Annotated in this window: 18 protein-coding genes and 1 tRNA gene; 12 read left to right on the top strand and 7 right to left on the bottom strand. The window is 66.3% G+C overall.

Features of this window, described 5'->3' with window-relative positions; translation table 11 throughout:
• Window positions 1-39: 39 nt before the first annotated feature.
• The 4 genes from WDM94_01425 to WDM94_01410 all read right to left on the bottom strand — a co-directional run bounded on the left by WDM94_01425 (window position 40) and on the right by WDM94_01410 (window position 2,395).
• On the bottom strand, window positions 40-798 hold the full coding sequence (locus WDM94_01425; GenBank protein MEJ0011289.1) for a polysaccharide deacetylase family protein: 759 nt from the start codon (window positions 796-798) through the stop codon (window positions 40-42).
• A gap of 105 nt (window positions 799-903) precedes the next feature.
• Window positions 904-1,332, bottom strand: a complete 429-nt coding sequence (locus WDM94_01420; protein ID MEJ0011288.1) for a DUF1761 domain-containing protein — start codon at window positions 1,330-1,332, stop codon at window positions 904-906.
• Between the two features lie 10 nt (window positions 1,333-1,342).
• The gene (locus tag WDM94_01415) at window positions 1,343-1,750 is read right to left on the bottom strand and encodes an EVE domain-containing protein (GenBank protein ID MEJ0011287.1); all 408 of its coding nucleotides are present in this window, start codon (window positions 1,748-1,750) and stop codon (window positions 1,343-1,345) included.
• A 15-nt stretch (window positions 1,751-1,765) separates the two neighbouring features.
• On the bottom strand, window positions 1,766-2,395 hold the full coding sequence (locus WDM94_01410) for a TetR/AcrR family transcriptional regulator (GenBank protein ID MEJ0011286.1): 630 nt from the start codon (window positions 2,393-2,395) through the stop codon (window positions 1,766-1,768).
• A gap of 88 nt (window positions 2,396-2,483) precedes the next feature.
• Here WDM94_01410 and WDM94_01405 point away from each other — a divergent pair, with 88 nt between their 5' ends.
• Window positions 2,484-3,380: an NAD(P)H-binding protein gene (locus WDM94_01405; protein ID MEJ0011285.1), complete on the top strand. Its 897-nt coding sequence runs from the start codon at window positions 2,484-2,486 to the stop codon at window positions 3,378-3,380.
• A 4-nt stretch (window positions 3,381-3,384) separates the two neighbouring features.
• On the opposite strand, the gene WDM94_01400 is transcribed toward WDM94_01405, so the two are convergent.
• From WDM94_01400 to WDM94_01390, 3 genes are read right to left on the bottom strand one after another with little or no spacing between them, the layout of a single operon-like run.
• Entirely contained in the window at window positions 3,385-4,374 is a 990-nt protein-coding gene (locus WDM94_01400; protein ID MEJ0011284.1) for an NAD(P)H-dependent glycerol-3-phosphate dehydrogenase, read from the bottom strand.
• Window positions 4,374-5,447, bottom strand: coding sequence for a tRNA (adenosine(37)-N6)-threonylcarbamoyltransferase complex transferase subunit TsaD (gene tsaD / locus WDM94_01395; GenBank protein ID MEJ0011283.1), 1,074 nt, complete (start codon window positions 5,445-5,447; stop codon window positions 4,374-4,376). The genes WDM94_01400 and tsaD overlap by 1 nt, the downstream gene beginning before the upstream one ends.
• Window positions 5,444-5,770, bottom strand: a complete 327-nt coding sequence (locus WDM94_01390; protein MEJ0011282.1) for a nuclear transport factor 2 family protein — start codon at window positions 5,768-5,770, stop codon at window positions 5,444-5,446. Before WDM94_01390 ends, tsaD begins: the two co-directional genes overlap by 4 nt.
• A gap of 62 nt (window positions 5,771-5,832) precedes the next feature.
• On the opposite strand from WDM94_01390, the gene hemC reads away from it, so the two are divergent.
• The 11 genes from hemC to WDM94_01335 all read left to right on the top strand — a co-directional run bounded on the left by hemC (window position 5,833) and on the right by WDM94_01335 (window position 15,333).
• Complete coding sequence (hemC, locus tag WDM94_01385; GenBank protein MEJ0011281.1) at window positions 5,833-6,756, top strand: hydroxymethylbilane synthase; 924 nt, start codon at window positions 5,833-5,835, stop codon at window positions 6,754-6,756.
• A 2-nt stretch (window positions 6,757-6,758) separates the two neighbouring features.
• Window positions 6,759-7,475 (top strand): uroporphyrinogen-III synthase, encoded by a 717-nt coding sequence (locus tag WDM94_01380; protein ID MEJ0011280.1) that lies wholly within the window; start codon window positions 6,759-6,761, stop codon window positions 7,473-7,475.
• A 41-nt stretch (window positions 7,476-7,516) separates the two neighbouring features.
• Window positions 7,517-8,806, top strand: a complete 1,290-nt coding sequence (locus tag WDM94_01375; GenBank protein MEJ0011279.1) for a hypothetical protein — start codon at window positions 7,517-7,519, stop codon at window positions 8,804-8,806.
• Between the two features lie 6 nt (window positions 8,807-8,812).
• On the top strand, window positions 8,813-10,381 hold the full coding sequence (locus tag WDM94_01370; GenBank protein ID MEJ0011278.1) for a heme biosynthesis HemY N-terminal domain-containing protein: 1,569 nt from the start codon (window positions 8,813-8,815) through the stop codon (window positions 10,379-10,381).
• A gap of 54 nt (window positions 10,382-10,435) precedes the next feature.
• A tRNA-Thr gene (locus tag WDM94_01365) sits at window positions 10,436-10,511 on the top strand.
• A 174-nt stretch (window positions 10,512-10,685) separates the two neighbouring features.
• Window positions 10,686-11,894 carry an integrase arm-type DNA-binding domain-containing protein gene (locus tag WDM94_01360; protein MEJ0011277.1) on the top strand — a complete coding sequence of 403 codons (1,209 nt, stop codon included), beginning with the start codon at window positions 10,686-10,688 and terminating at the stop codon, window positions 11,892-11,894.
• Window positions 11,895-12,003: 109 nt separating this feature from the next.
• Window positions 12,004-12,216, top strand: coding sequence for an AlpA family phage regulatory protein (locus WDM94_01355; GenBank protein MEJ0011276.1), 213 nt, complete (start codon window positions 12,004-12,006; stop codon window positions 12,214-12,216).
• Between the two features lie 267 nt (window positions 12,217-12,483).
• Window positions 12,484-13,284, top strand: a complete 801-nt coding sequence (locus WDM94_01350) for an SDR family oxidoreductase (GenBank protein ID MEJ0011275.1) — start codon at window positions 12,484-12,486, stop codon at window positions 13,282-13,284.
• A gap of 34 nt (window positions 13,285-13,318) precedes the next feature.
• Window positions 13,319-13,786 carry a hypothetical protein gene (locus WDM94_01345; protein ID MEJ0011274.1) on the top strand — a complete coding sequence of 156 codons (468 nt, stop codon included), beginning with the start codon at window positions 13,319-13,321 and terminating at the stop codon, window positions 13,784-13,786.
• 7 nt (window positions 13,787-13,793) lie between these two features.
• Window positions 13,794-14,693 carry a TauD/TfdA family dioxygenase gene (locus tag WDM94_01340; GenBank protein ID MEJ0011273.1) on the top strand — a complete coding sequence of 300 codons (900 nt, stop codon included), beginning with the start codon at window positions 13,794-13,796 and terminating at the stop codon, window positions 14,691-14,693.
• Entirely contained in the window at window positions 14,671-15,333 is a 663-nt protein-coding gene (locus WDM94_01335) for a YdcF family protein (protein MEJ0011272.1), read from the top strand. The genes WDM94_01340 and WDM94_01335 overlap by 23 nt, the downstream gene beginning before the upstream one ends.
• Window positions 15,334-15,360 lie beyond the last annotated feature (27 nt).

Below are 15,360 nucleotides of genomic sequence, written 5' to 3'. Positions count from 1 at the left end.
GACGCCAGTTAATCCGACGACAGCGGCGGGGCGCAAGCCTCAGAGCGCGGCGAGCGGCCCGCTGGCCGGGACAATGACCACGATGCGGTAGCCGGCGGCCTTCATGTCTGCCAGAAGTTGCGGCAGCATTTTCGCCGTCGCCTTCTTGATGTCGTGCAGCATGACGATGCCGCCGTCGTGCCGCTTCAGGCCGCGCAGCACGTTGAGGCGGATGGCGCCGGCCGAGATGCCGGTCCAGTCGGAGCCTACGACGTCGGCGCCGAAGATGCCGATGTGGGCGTCGGTCAGCTTCTGGCGGAGCGCGCGGCTGTCGCCGAAGCCCGGGAAGCGGAAGAAGGGTGCCGGCGCGTGGCCGAGAATCGCGGCAATGGCGGCGATGCCGCGGTCGATCTGGCGGGCGCCGGCGTCGAAGGACAGGGCGGCGAGCGTTGGCGGATGGCTCCAGCTATGGGTGCCGATGGTCTCGCCGTCGGCGTCCTCGCGGCGCAGCAGGTCGGGATAGGCGCGCGCCATGCGGCCGACGGTGAAGAACGTCGCCTTGACGCAGGCGGCATCGAGGGCATCCAGCACCTTGTCCGTGCGGCCGGGCATGGGGCCATCGTCGAAAGTAAGCACGACCTCATGCGGCTCCAGCGGCAGGCGGCCGCGGTACTGCATCGAGCCGACGGCGAGGCCGGCGGAGGTATCGACGCTGATGGTGCGGGCGACGCCCAGCGCGGTGGCGTCGCCACAGGCGGCGAACGCAGGCGCGGCGCCGGCGGCGAGCATCGCCGCGGCGAATAGAAACGGAAGACGCATCATTTCCCCCCAGCGGGAAGCAAAAACGCCGCGTCGCATTTGTAGCAGAACCGGCGTGACGCGATTGTTGCAGATGATTGCAGCGTCAGCGGCACGCCGCCGCAGCTAGCCGAAGGCCCCGATGATCGCACCCATGACCAACAGCACCACCAGCCAGTGGCCGCCGTCGATGACGGTGAGCATCGGCTTGCGGCCGCCGAAGGAATTGTTGACGCCCATGACGGTGACGACGAAGCCCAGCCAGACGAGGAAGGCGGTGCCGACGCTGGAAGCGATCGACGCGACGCCAAGGGAACGGAGGAGAGCGGCGAGGATGAAGGCCATGACGAGATTGCCGACGATGCTGCCGCCGAGCAGTGGGGCCATTGCCGGAGTATCGCCGCTGGCGCGGCGCGCGTTCATGTCGGCGGCGTTCATGCCCATGGCATCCATCCACGGCTTCACGAACAGGACCGAATACCAGAGCGCGCCTACGCCGAATCCGGCGATCGCAGCGATGATGACGGCGATGTAGTTGATCCCGGAGAATGACATTCGATTTCCCCTACAGCCCGGCCATCTTCGATATCGCCTTCCATTCCGCGTCGGTTACCGGCTGGACGGAGAGGCGGGAATATTTGACCAGCGCCATCGCGGCGAATTTCTTGTCGGCCTTCACCTCGGCGAGCGTCACCGGCTTCGGCACCGGCTTCACGGCGGCGAGGGTGACGCAGCTCCATTCCTCGTTGCCGGGCTCCGGGTGGGCTTCCTTGACGACCGTGACGACGCCGACGATCTCCTTGCCCTCGCCGGAATGGTAGAAGAAGCCCTCGTCGCCCTTCTTCATCGCCTTCATGTTGCCTATAGCGGTGAAGTTGCGGACGCCGGTCCACTCGGTGCCGGCCTTGCCGGCCTTCACCTGATCGTCCCACGACCAGGTGCCGGGCTCGGACTTGAACAGCCAGTAGGCCATTGCAGCGATCTCCGTTCAGCGGCGAGTTGGCTTCGGCAATGCCGCGATATTATCAGCCACGGCCTTGCGCACCAACTTCAGCTCGAAACGCGGGATTGCGGCGTCGGGCTCGAGATCGCGGGTCAGCGGGCGGAGTCCGAACAGGGCGTTCAGGAACAGGGGGTAGAGCAACGCACCGAAGAGGTGTTCGGCGAACTCGCGGCCGGTGCGGGCGGGTACACCGAAGGCGGCGGCAGCGTAGTCGGCGATGCGAGTCTCGACCTCGGTGAAGAGCGCGGCGAAGTGGCCGGCCGCGGCTTCCGGAAACCGATCCGTTTCCCCCATGGTCAGCCGGCACATGCGTATCGACGATTCGTAGAGCAGCGTTTCGAGGTAGCGGCTGCAGAACAGCGCCAGTGCCTCTTCCGGCTTTGCGGAATAGTGCCCGGGCAGCTTCAGGCGGCTCAGCAGCAGCGCCCGGACGAGCGCCAGCACGGCGACGAACAGGTTCTCTTTGCTCTCGAAATGGGCGTAGAGCGTGCGTTTTGAGGTCTCCGCGCGGCGCGCCACTTCGTCCATCGAGGCGCGCTCGAAGCCCATCTCCAGGAACACGTCCTTGGCAGCCCACAGGATGTGGTCGCTCAACTGGGTGCCGCGCTTCGCCATGGCGGAATTCTTGCGCGAAAGCCGGCGATTGACAATCAAGTAAACGGTACGGTATAGTTTCCTTATCAGATTGAGTCGGAGCCAGATCATGATCGTAGTCACTACGCCCACGGGCGCCATCGGCAGTCAGGTTGTGCAAACCCTTGTCGCGCAGGGCGAAGCGGTGCGCGTCATTGCGCGCGAGCCGTCGCGCCTGCCGGAGCCACTGCGCGGCCGCGTCGAGGTGGTCGCAGGTTCGCACGGCGACGCGGCGGTGCTCGACCGCGCCTTCGCCGGAGCCGAGGCGGTGTTCTGGGTGGTGCCGCCGGACTTCCGCACGGCCGACCTCATGGCGGGATACGTCGATTTCAGCCGCCCGGCAGCCGACGCAATCCGGCGCCACGGCGTCGGGCGTGTGGTCGCGATTTCGGCGCTCGGCCGCGGCACGCCGTGGGCGGATCGGGCCGGACCGGTGACAGCGGCGCTGGCGATGAGCGACCTGGTCGGGGCGCGGGCCACGAACTTCCGCGCGCTGACACTGCCCGGCTTCATGGAAAACATGCTGATGCAGAAGGCGGCGATCCGCGACAAGGGCATGTTCTTCCTGCCCTACCAGCCGACGCTCCGCGTGCCGATGTGCGCGACGCGGGATATCGCGGCCGCGGCGGTGGCGCTGCTGGTCGATCGCACCTGGCGGGGCAAGGCGGACGCGCCGATGCTGGGACCGGAGGACCTCACCTACACCGAGGTAGCGGCAATCATTTCCGAGGTGCTCGGCCGGACGATCCGTTTCCAGCCGATATCGATCGATGCCTACCGCGAGCAGATGAAGTCGTTCGGCTCGTCCGCTGCGATGGCTGAGGGGCTGGCGGCCATGATGGATGCCAAGAATCATGGCCTCGACAACGGCGAGGTGCGCACGCCGCAAAACAGCAGCCCGACGACTTACCGAGCGTGGTGCGAGGCGGTGTTGAGGCCGGCGATCCTGCGCCCGGCGGCGGCGTAGCGGATCACGCCGATTCCATCTTGATCGGCCGGGTCATCAGGCCCTCGATGGCCGCGTCGATGGCGAGGTCGCCGTCGAGGATGGCGGCGACGGCTTCGACTATCGGCATGAGGATGGCGTGGTGGCGGGCGAGGTCGCGGGCGACGGCCGCGGTGGCTACGCCTTCGGCGAGCGCGTGCGGGGCGGCGGGGTCGCCGCTGGCGCCGAGGTGGTGGCCGAAGGCGAAGTTGCGCGACTGCGCGCCCGAGCAGGTGAGCGTCAGGTCGCCGAGGCCGGAGAGGCCCATCAGCGTTTCCGGTCTGGCGCCCAAGGCTTCCGCGAGGCGGCGGAGCTCGGCGAAGCCGCGGGCGACCAGCGCGGCACTAGCGCTGGCGCCCAGTCTTTTGCCGGCGACGATGCCGGCGGCGATGGCCAGCACATTCTTGACCGCGCCGCCGATCTCGACACCGACGATGTCGGTCTCGGCGTAGGGGCGGAAACTCGGCGTCGACAGGGCGTGGCAGAGATCGAGCGCTAGGCCCTCATCGGCGGTGGCGATGGTGACGGCGGTCGGCAGGTTACGCGCAACGTCCGTCGCGAAGCTCGGGCCGGAGAGGACGCACGGCTCGCCGAGCGGCGCGACCTCGGCGACGACCTCGGACAGGCGCTTGTCGGTGCCACGCTCCAGGCCCTTGGCGGCGATGACCACCGGCGTGCCGGCGATCAGGTGCGGGGCGAAGGTGGCCAGGGTTGCACGCACCTGTTGGGCGGGGATCGCGAGGATGATGATGTCGGTCGCGACGATCGCCAGCGGATCGCCGACGGCGACGATGGACGTGTCGAGTTTCACGCCGGGCAGGCGGGCGGCATTCTCGTGGCGCTGGTTGATCGAGGCGACGGTGTCGGCGTTGCGTGCGTACAGCATGACACTGCGGCCGGCGCGCGCGGCGGTCAGCGCCAGCGCCGTGCCCCAGGCGCCGCCGCCGATGACGCTGACCTTCGGGTTGTCGCGCATCAGGCTTTGGCCCCTTTCGCGCCAGAGCCGAAGGCGGGCTCCGATGTCGCGTCGAGCGGCCAGCGCGGGCGCGCGGCGAATTCCATCGTGTCGGTGAGACCTAGCGCCAGACGCTCGGCGCCCGCCCAGGCGATCATGGCGGCGTTGTCGGCGCAGAGGCGGATCGGCGGCGCGACGACGCGGAAGCTGTGGCGCTCGGCCTCGGCGCGGAGTGCGGCACGGATCGCCTCGTTGGCGGCGACGCCGCCAGCGACGACGAGGATGCCGGGCACCTGATGCTCGTTCTCAAATTGCGCGATGGCGTGGCGGGCGCGGTTGGCGACGACGTCGGTGACCGCCGCCTGGAACGAGGCGCAGAGGTCGGCGACGTCCTGATCGGACAGCGGCGCTATCGCCTCGGCCGCCAGGCGGAGCGCGGTTTTCAGGCCGGAGAAGGAGAAGTCGCTGCCCGGCCGGTCGGTGAGCGGGCGCGGCAGGGCGAAGCGTTTGGCGTTGCCGCGCTTGGCGGCGGCCTCCACCGCCGGGCCGCCGGGATAAGGGAGGCCGAGAAGCTTGGCGGCCTTGTCGAAGGCTTCGCCCAGCGCATCGTCGATGGTTGTGCCCATGCGGCGGTATTTGCCGACGCCCTCGACCGACAGGAACTGGGTGTGGCCGCCGGAGACGAGCAGCAACAGATACGGGAACGGCAGACCGTCGGTGAGGCGCGCGGTCAGCGCGTGGCCCTCGAGATGGTTGACCGCGATCAGCGGCTTCTTCGCCGCAAGCGCGATGGCCTTGGCCGTGGTCAGGCCGACCAGCACGCCGCCGATGAGGCCGGGGCCGGCAGTTGCGGCGACGGCGTCGATTTTGGCAAAGCCGATGCCGGCATCGCGGAGCGCCGCGGCGACGATGCCGTCCAGCTTCTCGACGTGGGCGCGGGCGGCGATCTCGGGCACGACGCCGCCGAAGATGGCGTGCTCGTCGACCTGGCTGAGCACGATGTCGGAGACGATGCGCGCGCTGCCGTCGGCGCGGCGCTCGACGACCGCGGCGGCGGTCTCGTCGCAGCTCGACTCGATGCCGAGGACGATCATGCGGCGGAGATTCGCATCTCGCGGATGCGTTCGCCGTCGAGGTGGAGGACGAAGCGGCCGGGGCCGGTGAAGACGCTGCTCTTCCAGTCGCCGTTGAAGATGATCTCGTTCGGCCGCGTCTTCACCTCGGATACGGTGAGCCTGCCCCTGGCGCCGATCATCTCGCGGTCGTTCCACTCCGAGATCGCGGCGATGCCGACGTAGCGGTCGCCCCAGTCGGTGACGATGCTGTCGTCGCCGAACAGCGCGAGGAATGCCGCGCTGTCGCCGCCGTTCACGGCCGCGACAAATCGCTCGACAAGGGGCGGGAGGGGCGCTGGCATGCTTTGCACCGGAGGCGCGTGGCCAATAGACTGGCCCTGCCCGTAACACCCGGACCCACGCCTTGCAATCGCACGAGATTCGTATCGGAACGCGCGGCAGCCCGCTGGCGCTGGCGCAGGCGGAGGAAACGCGCTTCACCCTGGCGCAACGCCTGCAGATCGCGCCGGAAGCCATCCAGATCGTGGCGATGAAGACGACCGGCGACAAGATCACCGACCGGCCGATTGCGGAAGCCGGCGGCAAGGGTCTGTTCACCAAGGAGATAGACGAGGCGCTCACCGACGGGCGGATCGACATCGGGGTCCATTCGGCGAAGGACATGGCGACGCGCCTGCCGGACGGCATCGTCATCGCCGCGTGCCTCCCGCGACAGGATGTGCGCGATGTGTTCGTCTCGCCGGTGGCGGCGCGGCTTGCCGACCTGCCGGAGGGCGCCATCATCGGCACGTCGTCGCTTCGGCGCCGAGCGCTGGCGTTGCGGCTGCGGCCCGATCTCCGCGTCGTCGATCTCCGCGGTAACGTCGATACGCGGTTGCGCAAGATTTCCGAAGGCGAGGCGCAGGCGACGCTGCTTGCCGCCGCCGGTCTGACGCGGCTGGGGCTGCTCGATCGCGCGGCGAGTTTCATGGAGGTCGACCAGTGGCTGCCGGCGCCGGGGCAGGGCGCCATCGCGATCGCGGCGCGCGAGGACGATCTGGTCACGCGCCAGCGGCTCGCGGCGATCGACGACCGTGCGACGTCGATCGCGCTTGCCGCCGAGCGCGCGTATCTCACCGTGCTCGACGGATCGTGCCGGACTCCGATCGGCGGCCTCGCCACCATCGAAGGCGCGCGGCTGACGTTTCGCGGCATCATCGTCACGACCGACGGGCTGACCGCGCACGAGATCGCCACGACGGGCGCGACCGGCGACGGCGAGCGGATCGGGCGCGAGGCCGGCGACGCGCTCTTGAAGCGCGGCGGGCCCGGCTTCTTCCGGCGCTAGCGATGCGCCTCCTGGTCACGCGGCCGGAACCTGACGCAACGCGGACGGCGGAGCGGCTTCGCGGCCTCGGCCACACGGTGCTGGTGCAGCCGTTGCTCACCATCGCGTTTTATCCGGCACCGCAGGATGTACCGCAGCCGGCCGCGGTGCTGGTCACCAGCCAGAACGGCCTGCGCGCCTTGGCGGCGTGGCCGCAGGCGGCAGGCTGGCGCGGCGTGCCGGTGTTTGCGGCGGGGGCGGCGACAGCCCGGGCGGCGGCGGAGCTTGGGTTCACCGATGTCCGCAGCGGAGCGGGCGACGCCGGCACGCTCGCCGAGCTGGTTATGCGGACGATGCCCAAGGGCCGCGGGCCACTCGTCTATCCTGCGGCACGCGACCGGGCAGGGGCGCTCACCGCCGGGCTGCTGGTCGGCGGCTACGACATCCGCACCGTCGAGGCGTATCGCGCGGAGGCTGCGACCGCGTTCGACGAGGGCGTGCGCGACGCTCTCGCGCTGCACGCCCTCGACGGCGTGCTGCTCTATTCGCGGCGGACGGCGACGGCGTTCCGCGACCTGGTCGCGGCATCGGGCATCCGGCTCGGCCGGCTCACGGCCTTCGCCATCTCCGATCAGGTCGCCGAGGTGGTGGCCGGAACGCTGCCGGTGAAGGTCGCGGCGACGCCCGACGAGGACGCGCTGCTCGGTCTTATTCCGCCGGTTGGGCGGGCGGGCGATTAGCCTGTATTGTACCGGCTGGACGCCGACCATACGAGGAGACCATGGCCGCGGACGATGACCAGGTGAAGGGCGGGGACGAAACAAAGGGCGGGGCGCGCCAGCGGCCGACGGTGACGATCGACCTCGCCGCCGAGGACGTGCGCGCGAAAGCCGCGGGCGAGCCGCCGAAGGACGAACGGCCGGCCGAGCCGCGCAGCGGACGGCGCAGCGATCCGCCGCCGCCGAACGCGACGCCGAGCAGTGCGGCGCGGGCGATCTCCGGCGACGAAGGCTGGCGGCAGGCCGGGCTTGCGGGTCTTGCCGGCGCGATCATCGCGCTGGTCGTGGTCGCCCTGCTGCAGGCGATCGGCATCTGGCCGGCACCGGGCCGCGGCGCCGCCAACCAGGCATTGGAACAATCGAAGGCGACCGCCGACACCGCGACGGCGCTGGAGCGGCGCATCGCGGCGATCGAGTCGATGACCGAGTCGCTGCCGGCGATGCGCACCGATCTCAAGGCGATCGGCGACAAGGTCGATTCGCTGAACGCCATCCGCAACATGACCGCCAGCCGCGGCGATCTCGACGCACTTTCCGCCGGCATCGCGGCGCTCGGCAAGCGGATCGACGCGCTGCCGCCGCCGGACGTGACCAAGGACGATCTCGCGGCGCTGACCGAACGCGTCGCGCGGCTCGAGGTGAGCACGGCGGGGGGCGCGGGGGTTGCGCCGGAGGCGGTGTCGGCGCTCGGCGCGCAGCTCGCCGATTCCGAGGCGCAACTCAAGGCGTTGTCCGACCGCGTTGCCGCCGCCGAGGCGAAGGCCTCTGCTGCGCCGGTGGTTACCGGCGGCGGCGAGGCGGCGACGCGCGGGCTTGCGGTCGCGGCGCTCAGGCGCGCCGCGCAGGGCAGCACGCCCTTCGCCGACGACGTCGATATGGTCGCCGGGCTGGGGCTGGCCGGCGACGATATCGCCGCGCTCCGGCCTTATGCGGCGAAGGGCGTCGCCGACGCCGCGTCGCTGGCGGCGGAGTTTCCCGCCGTCGCCGACGCAATCCTGTCGGCAAGTGCGGCCAGCGATCCGAATGTAGGGTTCTGGCAGCGGCTGTTCGGCAGCGTCGTCTCGATCCGCCCGGCGGGGCCGGTCGCCGGGAGCGATCCCGCCGCGATCGTGTCGCGCATGAAGGACGACGTCGCCAGGGGCGACCTCGCGGCGGCGCTCGCCGAGCGCGATGCGCTGCCCGCCGCCGGCAAGGATGCCTCGGCGGCGTGGGCGGCGACGGCGGATGACCGCGTCGCGCTCGATGCGCTGATCGACAAGGTTGCGCGCACGCTCGACCCGAAGGCCGGGTAGCTTCATATGATCCGCCTGCTGGTCATCGTGGCGCTGATCTTCGCGGCCGCCGTGGGCTTCGTCTGGCTGGCCGAGCGGCCGGGCGGGCTGATCCTCGTCTGGCAGGGGCAGGAGATCCGCACCTCGCTGATGGTCGCGGCGCTGGCGATCGTCGTGCTCATCGCGGCGATCGCGTTCGTCGGCGCGGTGATCCGGTGGATCGTGTCGACGCCGCAGTCGGTCGGCCATTTCATCGGCGCACGGCGGCGCGACCGCGGCTACCGCGCGCTGACGCGCGGCATGATTGCGGTCGGTGCCGGCGACGTGCGCGCGGCGAGGCGAGCGGCACAGGAGTCGCAGAATTTATTGGGCAAGGAGCCGCTGGTGCTTCTGCTTTCGGCGCAGGCGGCGCAGATCGCCGGCGATGCGCCGGCGGCGCGGTCGGCCTTCGAGGCGTTGTCGGCGGAGCACGATACGCGCGTGCTCGGCCTGCACGGTTTGTTTGTCGAGGCGCGGCGGCAGGGCGAGCATGCGGCGGCGCGCGCTTTTGCCGAGGAGGCGACGCGCGTGCAGCCAAAGATCGGCTGGGCCGGGACGGCGCTGTTCGAATACCAGTCGCGGGCCGGCGAGTGGCAGGCGGCGCTCACGACACTCGCCGCCAACGCCGAGGCGAAGCTGATCGACAAGGACCAGGCGCGGCGCTATCGCGCGGTGCTCGATACGGCGCGGGCGCTGGAACTCGAAGCCGGCGAGCCGGACGAGGCGCGGGCGCTGGCGCTCGAAGCGCACAAGCTGGCGCCCGATCTCGTGCCGGCGGCGACGGCGGCGGCGCGGCTGTTCGCGCGGGCGGCCGACTATCGCCGAGCCACGCGCATCCTCGAGGCGACGTGGAAGGCGGCGCCACATCCCGAGATCGCGGAGGCTTACGCAGCCGTGCGCCCGGGCGACTCGGTGCGCGACCGGCTGAAGCGGGTGATGCGGCTGGCGGAACTGCGCGCCAACCATCCGGAAGGCGCGCTCGCTGTCGCGCGTGCTGCGATCGATGCGCACGACTGGCAGGCTGCGCGCACCGCGCTCGGCGGCATCATGCGCGCCAGCCCGACGGAACGCGTCTGCCTGCTGATGGCCGAGATCGAGGCCGGCGAACACGGCGACGAGGGCCGCGTGCGCCAGTGGCTGACGCGCGCGCTGTCGGCGCCGCGCGACGCCGCGTGGGTGGCGGACGGACAGATATTCGAGCATTGGGCGGCGGTGTCGCCGATCTCCGGGCAGCTCGACGTGTTCGAATGGAAGGTGCCGGCCGACCGGCCGCCGGTGCGCGCGACGTTCGAGATCGAGGCGGCGGCGCCTGCACTGGCGGAGACTGGTGCGGCGATCGTAGCGCCGGTCGTTGCCGAGACTTTGCCGACCGTGGAATCTGTGCGTCTCGCCGAGACGGCGATCCGCACCTTGCCGGCAGGGGAGATTGTGGCGGCCGGCCCGGCGCCGAAAGGCCAGCGGCCGATGGCGCGGGCGCCGGACGATCCCGGCCCGATTTCCGACGAAGAAGACGACCGCGCGGCGCTGCCCTTATTCCATCGCGGCCACACGGCTTGAACCATCAGGCCACGGCGGCTATCAATGCGCCGCATTCCGGCCAAACGGCCGCGCGCCGCGGTAGCTCAGTTGGTAGAGCATCGCATTCGTAATGCGAGGGTCGGGGGTTCGAGTCCCTTCCGCGGCACCAGTTCACCTCAACATAGCGCGTCATGCGCGACCGTTTTCGCAGCTAACTCAATAGCTTGCGGCTGTTTTCGCTGATCGCACCCTGCTCATAGCTTCTCATGCCGAACGGTGACGTACCCGCAAAATGGGGGTATTTTTGCGGGTACATCTTCACGTCCGTTGGACTCGTACCCGCATGGCTCTCACGCAGTTCGCCATTACCAAAGCAGTCGCGCACGGCAAGCCTCTGAAGCTCTCCGACGGCGGTGGTTTGCACCTCTTGGTGCGCGCGTCCGGCAGCAAGCTATGGCGCTTCCGGTATCGCTTTGCCGGCCGCGAAAACATGCTCGCCCTCGGGGCTTTCCCGACCGTCACGCTGGCTGACGCTCGTCAGAAGCGCGAGGACGCGCGACGCCTGCTCGCCGCCGGCTCCGACCCTGCAACCAAGCGCAAGCTCGACAAGATCGCCGCTGCGACGTCGGCACGGAACACGTTTGGGCTCGTCGCTTCCGAGTTCCTGGCCAACATGGAAGCAAGCGGCGCCGCCGAGAGCACGATGATCAAGGGTCGATGGATGCTCCAAGAGCTTGCGCGGCCTTTGTCGGCGCGCCCTATCGCCGAAATAATTCCGGCCGAGGTTCTCGATGTGCTGAAGCGCATCGAAAAGAGCGGACGCCGGGAAACGGCGAGGAAGTTGCGTGGAATGATCGGCGGCGTCTTCCGTCACGCCATTGTCACGCTTCGCGCGACAAGCGATCCTACCGCACCCCTTCGCGGCGCACTCTTGCGGCCGAAGGTGACGCATCGGGCGGCCGTCACCGACGAGCGCGCGCTTGGCGCTCTCATGGTGTCGATCGACGAATATGACGGCTGGCCGACAATTCGGGCCGCGCTGCAGCTTCTCGCTCTCACCATGACCCGGCCGGGCGACGTGCGTTACATGCGACGTTCGGAGATCAGCTTCGACAAGGCGATATGGCGCATTCCCGCCGAGCGGATGAAGATGCGCCGGCCGCACGACGTACCGCTGTCGAAACAAGCGATCGAAGTGCTTCGCGATATCTGGATACTGTCCGATGACAGCGACCTTGTGTTGCCGTCGATCAGATCAACGCGGCGCCCGCTCTCCGAAAACGCGATGAACTCGGCGTTGCGGCGAATGGGCTATGCCAAGGACGAAATGGTCTCGCACGGCTTCCGGGCCTCGGCGAGCACGATCCTGAACGAGCGTGGCGTGAACCCCGACGTGATCGAAGCTGCGCTCGCCCACCAGGACGAGAACGCCGTGCGTCGGGCGTACAACCGCGCGACTTACTGGACGGAACGAGTAGCTCTGATGCAGCGGTGGGCCGACCTGCTCGACGAGTTCCGCGCAAGCGCCGTGAACCATCGCAAGGCCGCCTGAGGTCGCCGACATTGCGGCGTTGAGCGTTTCTTCTGCCGGTTGTATCGTGCTCTGCCCGCTAGCTGGTTCCTGGCGAGCGTCGACGCTCCCTTTCGCGAGGGAGTGGTCGATGACCCTGAAACTGGTCAGCAAGAAAGAGCTGAAAACCGTCTATGGCATTCCGTACAGCTTCGTTCACATCGCACGACTGGAACGCGCCGGATCTTTTCCATTGCGGATAAAGCTCGGCGAATGCCGCGTCGCGTGGTTGGCCGAAGAGGTCGAGGAGTGGATAGCGGCGCGAGCTGCGCAACGGCCCGCTGAAATGACATCTCCTTCTTAAGAAGGGCGGGGCCCCGGATTGCAAGCCGGGGCCCCAATTCATGGCGCACTACCGAGTCATGCGTATTCTGATACGTGCTACTGCACGACCAACTGGCGAGCTGGCGGAGAACTCCAGCGATCGCAATATTCTCGCCCACCATCTTTGGGGCTTTTCGCCCCACTTCGATCGTCTCCACCTATGCGCTCGAAGGCGCCGGCCTGAAATCGACCGCCTATTTAACTCAGCTCTAGTATGAGAGCGCGACGCTTCAAAGGAAGCAGGGCCATGCAAATCGACTTGACCGGCAGACGCGCCGTTGTCACCGGCGGTGCGTCAGGCATTGGGCGCGTAACGGTGGAGACGCTCGTCAGTTGCGGTGCTCGCGTACACATCTGCGATATTGATAGCGAGGCTGTTGGCCTATTGAGCGACGGCACAGAAGGACGTGTCACAGGAACTGTTGCAGACGTTTCTGACGCAGCTGCTATCGCAAGAGTTTTCGAAGATGCGGCGACGCACCTCGGCGGCTTGGACATCCTCGTTAACAACGCCGGGATCGCCGGACCGAAGCAACCTGTAGAAAAAATACCGCCTGAGGAGCTTATCAGGACTATGGCCGTCAACGTACACGGTCAATTCTTTTGCGCCAGCAGAGCGGTACCTTTACTGCGTAAGGCAGGCGGAGGATGCATCATCAATATTTCTTCGGTCGCCGGCCGGCTTGGCTACGGTGGCCGGTCCGCTTATTCAGCGTCGAAGTGGGCACTGGTTGGCCTCACAAAGAGCCTGGCTATCGAACTTGGCCATGCTCAGATACGTGTAAACGCAGTTTGTCCTGGCGCGGTCGATGGCCCCGCAATTCGACAAGCCATAGCTACTCGGGCCGCAAAAACCGGACAGTCTGAAGACACGATTTTTGCCTCCTACTTGGATCAATCATCTCTCAGAACTCTGGTAAAACCAGAGGATGTAGCGCATATAGTTGCTTACCTATGCTCCCCCTACGGTGAGAGAATCTCGGGGCAAATAATAGGGATTGATGGCAACACCGAGATCCTGAACAGCGAACGGGGGTCAAGTTTTTAGCGGCTAGAATCAACCGCAGAGTGAACGTCGTACAATGTCCATGACCACAACTCACAAGGACCGCTCACCCGAAACCGAGATACTCGGGCTTCAGACCGATACGCCGGAGACTGAATCTGTCGGCGTCTTAAGCGGGCCTGTAAATCGCCTTGCGGCCGAACTCGCCGGTCTAGAAGCGCCCACCGCACCTATTCAGCTTCCGAGCAAAGAAGAACTCACTGTGCGGCTCGTCAACATCTCTCTGCTGCAGAGGTTGGACGAGTTGAGAGGCGACGTGACACTGCTTCAGACGATATTTTGGACCATCGCTGGCGGTTTGCTGGGTCTCATCACAACGCTCTTCGGTTCGGTGCAATCGACAATTCTCTTCGACAAAGCAGCCGGCGCCCTTCTGGTGCTTCTCACAATTTTCTTGGGACTGTTTGGCTTTCTCTGGCGGCGAGCCTCAAAGCGCGCAGATGAAATGACCAAAAAGATATTCGAGCCAGACGCGAATAGATGAGCAGGCTATGTTTCAACCACCGAGGGTTTCTGTTTCACCCGACGTAGCGAAGGAACTCGTCGCCCTTTCGCCCGAACTGAGTTTGCCGGGCTGGGACTTTGAAAGTTGGCCTCAGTCGTCAGGCGCCGACGCCATCCATTCGCATATAGTCCAGCGTTGCATTTCGGAAGTTGCGGCAGAACTTCAGATGCACGGTTTCGTCGTCATCGGCTTTTCTAATATTCTCGATTCATTTTCCGACGGTCTCGCTGCCGGGGCGATCACCGCCTTCCTCGCGCGAATAGCGCCTCCTATCCGTGTCTTTATCGACAGTCCGACGTTTTGGCGAAAGGTTGATGTCGACTTGACTAGGCCGCCGAACCGATCACGTGGCACCGGATTTCTCCCACTGCACATGGATTTTGTGAACGCTGAAAACCCGCCGGATTACGTCTGCTTGCTGTCAATGCGTCCTGACCCACGAGGCGGGGGAAACACTATCGTCGCATCTATGGACCAGATTGAGAAAGAGCTCCCAGCTCATGTGTGCGAAGTCCTTCGCAGAAGCATCTTCAGCGACGGGGCGGTCGTCAACCTTGCAAACATAGGCGAGGATGCCAACCCGTTCAGCGTTCTTGCCGATCGTGTGTGGCGATACAGGTTCACCGACAACTTGCTGAGGCTAGACCTTCCGCCAGAAGTAATTGATGCGTTGAACATGTTTGCCTCGGTCATACAAACCCGAGCAGTGACGTTCGGCCTCCCACGCGGCGACTGCGTGGTCATCGATCAACATCGGACGTTACATGGTAGAATGCCCTTAGGTTCTGACCAAGCGGCGCTGCCGCCGGCAGAACGTCGACTCGTGCTCCATGCATTTCTCAGAGAACGAAAATTGGTCAGAAATGAACACGTACCCATCGGCTGAGGAGCTTAGCCAAGCACGAATTTTGTGGGATTATCACCGCATCTCGGACTCGCTAACGCCCGCGGATTTCGTGTTGGCTATGGGTAGTCAGGACGACCGCGTTGCCGAGTGCGCCGCCAAGCTTATTCTCAATGGCATGGCACCCCTGCTCGTTACTTCAGGAGGATTCGGGAAGGTGACGCGCGACACCTCCACCCGCCCTGAGGGCGAGCGGTTTGCGGAAGTAGCCATGCGAATGGGCGTCGATCAGTCAAACATCTTGATCGACGCCAAGGCCACCAACACCGGTGAAAATCTGGCAAACACGCGTAATTTGCTAACAGAAAATGCCATCCGTGCTGCCCGCGGCATTCTAGTAACAAAGCCCTACATGTGTCGCCGAGCATACGCCACGGCCTCAAAACAATGGCCCGAAATCGAGTGGCAAGTGACCGCGCCGAATATCTCCTTTGAGGATTATCCAACTGAAGAGATACCTGTCCAACGCGTGATTAACTTGATGGTGGGTGATCTTCAGAGAATGAAGGTCTATGCAGATAAAGGCCTCCAATCTGCTGTTGATATCCCCCCGAAGGTTTGGAAGACCTACGAAATGTTGCGGGACGCAGGCTACGACGATTTTGTGATCAAGGATTCGTAATCGCGCGCTTAATATGGACTGATCGTT

The sequence above is a fragment of the Bauldia sp. genome (assembly GCA_037200845.1).
In the GTDB taxonomy this organism is placed as follows: domain Bacteria; phylum Pseudomonadota; class Alphaproteobacteria; order Rhizobiales; family Kaistiaceae; genus DASZQY01.
The sequence above is the reverse complement of the archived record's forward strand: the minus strand, read 5'-3'. Positions and strand labels throughout refer to the sequence as shown.

What these genes read in the sequence shown, in the direction of transcription:
- WDM94_01410 (MEJ0011286.1), bottom strand. Translation starts at nt 2,395, where the DNA reads ATGGCGAAGCGCGGCACCCAGTTGAGCGACCACATCCTGTGGGCTGCC.
- WDM94_01390 (MEJ0011282.1), bottom strand. Translation starts at nt 5,770, where the DNA reads ATGCCAGCGCCCCTCCCGCCCCTTGTCGAGCGATTTGTCGCGGCCGTG.
- WDM94_01425 (MEJ0011289.1), bottom strand. Translation starts at nt 798, where the DNA reads ATGCGTCTTCCGTTTCTATTCGCCGCGGCGATGCTCGCCGCCGGCGCC.
- WDM94_01415 (MEJ0011287.1), bottom strand. Translation starts at nt 1,750, where the DNA reads ATGGCCTACTGGCTGTTCAAGTCCGAGCCCGGCACCTGGTCGTGGGAC.
- WDM94_01350 (MEJ0011275.1), top strand. Translation starts at nt 12,484, where the DNA reads ATGCAAATCGACTTGACCGGCAGACGCGCCGTTGTCACCGGCGGTGCG.
- WDM94_01370 (MEJ0011278.1), top strand. Translation starts at nt 8,813, where the DNA reads ATGATCCGCCTGCTGGTCATCGTGGCGCTGATCTTCGCGGCCGCCGTG.
- WDM94_01360 (MEJ0011277.1), top strand. Translation starts at nt 10,686, where the DNA reads ATGGCTCTCACGCAGTTCGCCATTACCAAAGCAGTCGCGCACGGCAAG.
- tsaD (MEJ0011283.1), bottom strand. Translation starts at nt 5,447, where the DNA reads ATGATCGTCCTCGGCATCGAGTCGAGCTGCGACGAGACCGCCGCCGCG.
- WDM94_01375 (MEJ0011279.1), top strand. Translation starts at nt 7,517, where the DNA reads ATGGCCGCGGACGATGACCAGGTGAAGGGCGGGGACGAAACAAAGGGC.
- WDM94_01355 (MEJ0011276.1), top strand. Translation starts at nt 12,004, where the DNA reads ATGACCCTGAAACTGGTCAGCAAGAAAGAGCTGAAAACCGTCTATGGC.
- WDM94_01335 (MEJ0011272.1), top strand. Translation starts at nt 14,671, where the DNA reads ATGAACACGTACCCATCGGCTGAGGAGCTTAGCCAAGCACGAATTTTG.
- WDM94_01345 (MEJ0011274.1), top strand. Translation starts at nt 13,319, where the DNA reads ATGTCCATGACCACAACTCACAAGGACCGCTCACCCGAAACCGAGATA.
- WDM94_01380 (MEJ0011280.1), top strand. Translation starts at nt 6,759, where the DNA reads ATGCGCCTCCTGGTCACGCGGCCGGAACCTGACGCAACGCGGACGGCG.
- WDM94_01340 (MEJ0011273.1), top strand. Translation starts at nt 13,794, where the DNA reads ATGTTTCAACCACCGAGGGTTTCTGTTTCACCCGACGTAGCGAAGGAA.
- WDM94_01400 (MEJ0011284.1), bottom strand. Translation starts at nt 4,374, where the DNA reads ATGCGCGACAACCCGAAGGTCAGCGTCATCGGCGGCGGCGCCTGGGGC.
- WDM94_01405 (MEJ0011285.1), top strand. Translation starts at nt 2,484, where the DNA reads ATGATCGTAGTCACTACGCCCACGGGCGCCATCGGCAGTCAGGTTGTG.
- WDM94_01420 (MEJ0011288.1), bottom strand. Translation starts at nt 1,332, where the DNA reads ATGTCATTCTCCGGGATCAACTACATCGCCGTCATCATCGCTGCGATC.